This window comes from Paenibacillus durus (genome assembly GCF_000756615.1).
GTDB lineage: Bacteria > Bacillota > Bacilli > Paenibacillales > Paenibacillaceae > Paenibacillus_AQ > Paenibacillus_AQ durus.
The window spans coordinates 2,573,086-2,579,597 of record NZ_CP009288.1 but is presented as its reverse complement, the minus strand read 5'-3'; the positions used below and the strand labels follow the sequence as shown (position 1 = coordinate 2,579,597).

General features: G+C 47.4%; 2 protein-coding genes. Both read right to left on the bottom strand.

The features are described from left to right. Positions 1–4: 4 nt before the first annotated feature. Complete coding sequence (gene fabD / locus PDUR_RS11065; protein WP_042206315.1) at positions 5–2,305, bottom strand: ACP S-malonyltransferase; 2,301 nt, start codon at positions 2,303–2,305, stop codon at positions 5–7. 691 nt (positions 2,306–2,996) lie between these two features. Further along, on the bottom strand, positions 2,997–6,401 hold the full coding sequence (locus PDUR_RS27995) for an S-layer homology domain-containing protein (protein WP_081949475.1): 3,405 nt from the start codon (positions 6,399–6,401) through the stop codon (positions 2,997–2,999). Positions 6,402–6,512 lie beyond the last annotated feature (111 nt).

Below are 6,512 nucleotides of genomic sequence, written 5' to 3'. Positions count from 1 at the left end.
GGCTCTATAATTCTTTAATGCCAAGAAAGCCGGTGAATTTTTGATTTAACATTTTTGCCGTTTCATTCATTATTTTTTCCCCAATCTCATCCACATGGCGATTTCTCCACATTGAAATGTCCGTACCTTTAACCCACTGATTAAACGCGCCAAGGGCTGATCCGCAATAAACCTGATAATCCACAATATGTTCTTTACTTCCGCTCAAAGCCAATCTATTGCTGTATTCAAAATACCACCTGAAAATTAACGCCATCTTTTGCTTGGGGTTCTGATCGGCCTTATGAATCTTGTGTTCAGGGGAATAAGCCTTTACCTCTTCATATACCTCATTAAAGCTTCGTTTAAAGTATTTATCCTGAATTTGAATCCTTGTCTTCTCATCAATCTCGTCTAGAGAATGGTGCTGGCAGTATAAATCATATAATTTTTTGGCTCGCGCAGGAAAAAACACTCCTTTTTTAAGCACTTGAACTTTTACGCCTGTTTCAAACATATTGCCATACGGCACGTAATCCGTATCCTGAACATTGATTTGCTGCAATAAGTCTTTGACTACGTCATTAGTTCTTGCTTCCACCGTACATTGATTGATTGAACCTGTCAGAATAAAATCCGCTCCAAGTATAAAAGCCGCTGCTGCTGCTTGCGGTGTTCCAATCCCGCCTGCTGCCCCTACCCGTATATTATTGTGGTAATGATATTTTTCCTTCATTTCATCCCTTAATGACATCATGGCCGGAATTAAAGTATAAGCCGATGCACCATCTGTATAGCCTCCTGAATCCGATTCAGCGCATATGTCATCGGCTATGGGGATATTTTCTGACATGTCCGCTTCTTCCAGAGTAATTTTATTCTCTTGCAGCAATTTATCTAGAATATGTCTAGGAGCAGGACTCAAAAAAGCTTCTGCTACCTCGGGGCGGGATACCTTGGCAATAATCCGGTTTGAACTTACGACCCTGCCATTAACATCCCTTTTCAAACCTTTGGCATGATATATTATGAGTGCGGGTGTTACTGTTAAAAAAGCAGACGCCTCAATCACTTTTACTCCAAGCGCTAAATACAGATCAACCAGCTTTTCTTCTCTTTCAGGGTCCGCCGGGTTATGAAACAGATTGACTCCATAGGCTTGCCCCTCATTCAGATTCTTCTGAATTTGCCGGATTGCATTATCAATTTGCGGAAGCTCCATGCCATGTGTTCCCAAGAATCCCATCATTCCAGCCTTTCCCATTTTTATTACCAAGTCCTCGGATGCAATACCATAGTGCATTCCACCGGTCAAATACGCATATTTCAGATGATATTCATTTTTAAATTCCGGATTGCCGAGTAGAAATGCAGTAATTTCGGAACGAATTGCGGAATGACTAGGCTCAGAAGGCTCCATTGGTTTCGGCGCCGGCTCTTCTTCAACCTGTTCGGGAGTGTCGATGACTAAGGGCGTTGCTTCTCTCTGAATCCGTTCGACCAGTCCCGTTAACACTCTCCCCGGGCCAATTTCCTCAAATACGGACTCTCCCAATCCCATCAAATAACGGATACTTTCCGTCCATTTTACAGAACTATTAATTTGTTCAGCTAAAGTCGATTGCAGAAGCTCCCGCTTATAGGGACGCGCATAAACATTGGATATAACCGGAATGGATAATGGATAAAAAGTGCATGTATTTAAAATCTTTTCAAATTCCAATCGTGCATCAGTCATGTACCTGGAATGAAAAGCCCCGCTGACATTTAACGGAATGAACAATTGGACATTTGGAGTTGCTTCAAAAATAGGCCTAGCTTGATCAATATCTTCTTTAAGTCCGGAAAGTGCTATTTGATAAGGTGAATTCACATTTGCAATATCAATCGAATATAAACCATTTTGTTTTAAAACCTCTACAATGTTTTCTTCAGTTATTCCGAGAACCACCGCCATACCGCCTCCAGTAGCAAGGCTCATCAGTTCTCCTCTTTTTTTGACCAATTTTAATCCAGTCTCAAAATCAAACGCTCCGGCTGCAAATAATGCGTTATACTCTCCCAAGCTGTGTCCGGCAACAAAATCCGGTTTGCGCCCCGTTTCCTTGATCCTTTTAAGATAGCTTAATGCACTAACTACGAACAAAGCAGGTTGAGTGTACTGGGTTTGACCTAAAGTTGAGTTAGGATCTTCCATACATAATTCTCTGATAGAGTATCCTAAAATGTCATCTGCTTGAGCAGTTAGTTCCCTGAACTCATTAAAGAGATTTCCTCCCATTCCTTTGACCTGTGAGCCTTGTCCAGGAAAAACAAATATCGTCATATTTTTCATCCCCACTTTATAACCATAAATTTGAGTAATCATATATTCAAATTTTCAAATATACAGAGTTAAGGATAGTTCTGGTTCCAGTTCGCAGTAAAAAACAGATAAAGTAAATGAACATGAGTCTGCCTATTTTATTGGGATAAGCGTTGTATTTAAGTTTCCAAACCATTGCTTTCAATCGCAAGAATTTGTGGAGAGAGATAAACAGTGTACCGGAAAAAAATCGGATGTGACTAAGTAGTCGCTGATGGATGAGGTAGATTTGCCAAGCATGCCCGGAAACGACAGCATCAAGGGCTACACATATTTGAGTGAAAAGCTTGACAAAATGGTGGTTCCTTATGAAAGTGACAGAACTTCTGCCATAACTGTCTTATCGGAAATTGGTACTGGTATGTCTCATTTAGGAAGGGCAAAAAAGAGCCATTATAGCAATCGCTAAGATGATTCTTATCGCTATTTGCATTAGGCTTGTTACCGGAGAAAGATTGGAATCTAAGTGAATATTTTTCCTAATTGTACAAATTAATTCCTTGTTTTGTCAATGCTCTCCGGGAATATTATCATTCACTCAAAAGGCGACAAAGTTCATTGAATTCATCCGAAATGCACTTTTTGAACATACCAAAGAGGCGTCCCTAGCCATTGCATGGCTTATGGGACGCCCATTTGTGAAAAGCTGCTATTATTGCGCTCGCTGCAGCAGCCCCAGAATGACGGTTACAGCCTCCGCTCTTGTAACCCTTTGATTTGGAGCAAACCGGTTCTGACCGATTCCGTTTACAAGCCCCGCATCCTTAATCGCTGCAATATAAGGAACCGCCCATTTCGGAGCATCCTTGGCGTCCGCAAAAGACAGCACCGCCTTAGGATTCACTTGGACTCCGCCAGCACGGACAATCATCGCCGCCATTTCGGCTCTTGTGATGACCTGATCGGGACGGAAGGTGTTATCATTATAGCCCGCAATAATACCCGCATCCAAAGCTTGCGCGATAAAGGATTGCGACCAAGCCGGAATTTTGCCCGCATCTTTGAAGCCCAGGGCTTTCCCGGTGTCCGTATGTTTCACAGCACGCATCAGGAGAGTAATAAACTCCGCCCGGTTGACCGTTTGGTTCGGACGGAAGGTTCCGTCCGCATACCCTTTGGCAAACCCAAGCTCCACAGCCTTGTTGATTGCAGCTGCTGCCCAGTGCCCGCCAATATCCTTCAGCTTTGTTGCCGGGGCAGTTGGCGCTGTTGGTACCGCAGGTGCCGTTGGCGTAGTTGGCGCAGTTGGCGGCGTAGCTGGCACCGTCGGTTTCGTTCCTCCACCTCCAGTATTGCTGGGGGTGCCACCGCTATTTCCAGTGCTGGAAACCTTTTGAATACCAAACTGATCAACCAGGTACGGAGCGCCGCTGTCCACATTCTGATCAATTTCATACGTAAATGCCGTCAGCTTGCCGCCGTCAATCGTTATGCCGACGAAGTTCTGTACCTGACTGCGTTTTGGACGGGTGGCGTCGCTTGGGTCCGGGCCGTATTTCGCCGCATGATTTTCTTCCGCACGCTCGAACAGATCGTAATACTTATCTCCAAGCTCTGGTTTCTGGTTCTTGTAATAGACCTTTGGTCCCGCTGTCGCCGGGATCAGATAGATCGTGCCGTCCGGGTTTACCGTGTATTCCACTGATTTGCCATTCTGCGATTCGATGAATTTCGCGGTTGCGGCAGCGGTGTTATCGCTCTTGATCGGCTTGGTGCGGGCGTAAATATGGTCATGCCCCTGAAGGACAAAATCAATATCCAGCTCTGCCATCAGCGGGGCGATCTTCGTCCGGACTCCGTTTGGTCCCATGATGTCAGTGTCGGTCGCATGGTTCGATGTCGTGTACGGCCCCTTGTGAATGTTCACGATAATCCACTGGGCGCCCGCCGCTTTGGCTGCTTTCACATCACTTTTCAGCCACTCTACCTGGGCATTGGAGAAATCCGCATACTCCTCCGAGTTCTCATTTGAGTTCAGCACCACAAAATGCGCGTTGCTGTAATCGTAGGAGTAATACGCTCCGGTTTCTGTAGCCGAGCCTGCGGCCGGTTTGATGTCAAAATGCTCGATGAACGCATTATTCTCGTCTTCATGGTTGCCCGCAGCCGGCACAATCGTTGTGTTCAGCAGGCTTTGCCGGGAGTGGCCCAGCAGCCAGTTCCACTGCTCTTCCTTGATTCCGTTATCGACAATGTCGCCGTTATGGACCACAAAGTCGGCATCCGGAACCGCCGCCAGCGCTTTAGCCAGGGTTTCGGAGGAAAGGATCGCTTCATCCTCGCTCTTCGCCTGCGTATCTGCCAGGTCGATGAACGTGAAGGCTCCGCCTGCTGGCGCCGTTTTGAACGTTCCCGCTTCACTCCACACATTCAGCGCGGCGTCCCCCACGCGGAAATAATAGGCGGTGTCTGCCTTGAGTCCGGTTGCTTCGGCTTTGTGCACATTCTCCAGAGGAGAGTTTGTAGACACCTGGGTTATTCCCTTGAACGTAAGGCCGGTGTCAAACTCCGCTTTTCCATAGGTTGCTTCAATAACCTGTACATCACTGTCTTGAGAAGCCTTTGGCGTATACCACGTGAACCCCTTGGAGGTTTTGGGGTCGCCATTGAACGTTACCGTCACCTTGCTGACTCCAACATCCTTTTGAATACCGAACTGGTCAACCAGATATGGAGCAGCGTTATCCACATTCTGATCAATTTCATACGTATACGCCGTCAGCTTGCCGCCGTCAATCGTTATGCCGACAAAGTTCTGTACCTGACTGCGTTTTGGGCGGGTGGCGTCGCTTGGGTCCGGGCCGTATTTCGCCGCATGGTTTTCTTCCGCACGCTCGAACAGATTGTAATACTTATCTCCAAGCGCTTCTTTCTGGTTCTTGTAATAGACCTTTGGTCCCGCTGTCGCCGGGATCAGATAGATCGTGCCGTCCGGGTTAACCGTGTATTCCACAGATTTGCCGTTCTGCGATTCGATGAATTTCGCGGTCGCAGCGGCGGTGTTATCGCTCTTGATCGGCTTGGTGCGGGCGTAAATATGGTCATGCCCTTGAAGGACAAAATCAATATCCAGCTCTGCCATCAGCGGGGCGATCTTCGTCCGGACTCCGTTTGGTCCCATGATGTCAGTGTCGGTCGCATGGTTCGATGTCGTGTACGGCCCCTTGTGAATGTTCACGATAATCCACTGGGCGCCCGCCGCTTTGGCTGCTTTCACATCACTTTTCAGCCACTCTACCTGATCCTTGGAGAAATCCGCATACTCCTCCGAGTTCTCATTCGTGTTCAGCACCACAAAATGCGCGTTGCTGTAATCGTAGGAGTAATACGCTCCGGTTTCTGTAGCCGAGCCTGCGGCCGGTTTGATGTCAAAATGCTCGATGAACGCATTATTCTCGTCTTCATGGTTGCCCGCAGCCGGCACAATCGTTGTGTTCAGCAGGCTTTGCCGGGAGTGGCCCAGCAGCCAGTTCCATTGCTCTTCCTTGATTCCGTTATCGACAATGTCGCCGTTATGGACCACAAAGTCGGCATCCGGAACCGTCGCCAGCGCTTTGACCAGAGTTTCGGAGGAAAGGATCGCTTCATCCTCGCTCTTCGCCTGCGTATCTGCCAGGTCGATGAACGTGAAGGCTCCGCCTGCAGGCGCTGTCTTGAACGTTCCCGCTTCACTCCACACATTCAGTGCGGCGTCCCCCACGCGGAAATAATAGGCGGTGTCTGCCTTGAGTCCGGTTGCTTCAGCTTTGTGCACATTCTCCAGAGGAGAGTTTGTAGACACCTGGGTTATTCCCTTGAACGTAAGGCCGGTGTCAAACTCCGCTTTTCCATAGGTTGCTTCAATAACCTGTACATCACTGTCTTGAGAAGCCTTTGGCGTATACCACGTGAACCCCTTGGAGGTCTTGGGGTCGCCATTGAACGTTACCGTCACCTTGCTGACGGATACCGCAGCATCCGAAGACTCTGCCGCGAGTACAGGTCCTGCCGCATTCAAAGACCCCGCCGCCAACAGGAAAACCAGCAGCATAGCTGTTATGTACTTTAATAATCTCATCCTAATCTCCTTTTCTGATCTCATTTTCGTCACTGGGGACAATAGGATAAGTCTAGCAATGAATGGTAAATAGATTATTAGATCATTGTATTGATTGTGTAAATCTTGGAA

Bases quoted from the DNA above. Each gene is read 5' to 3' on its own strand.
- PDUR_RS27995 (WP_081949475.1), bottom strand. From the start codon at position 6,401: ATGAGATTATTAAAGTACATAACAGCTATGCTGCTGGTTTTCCTGTTG.
- fabD (WP_042206315.1), bottom strand. From the start codon at position 2,305: ATGACGATATTTGTTTTTCCTGGACAAGGCTCACAGGTCAAAGGAATG.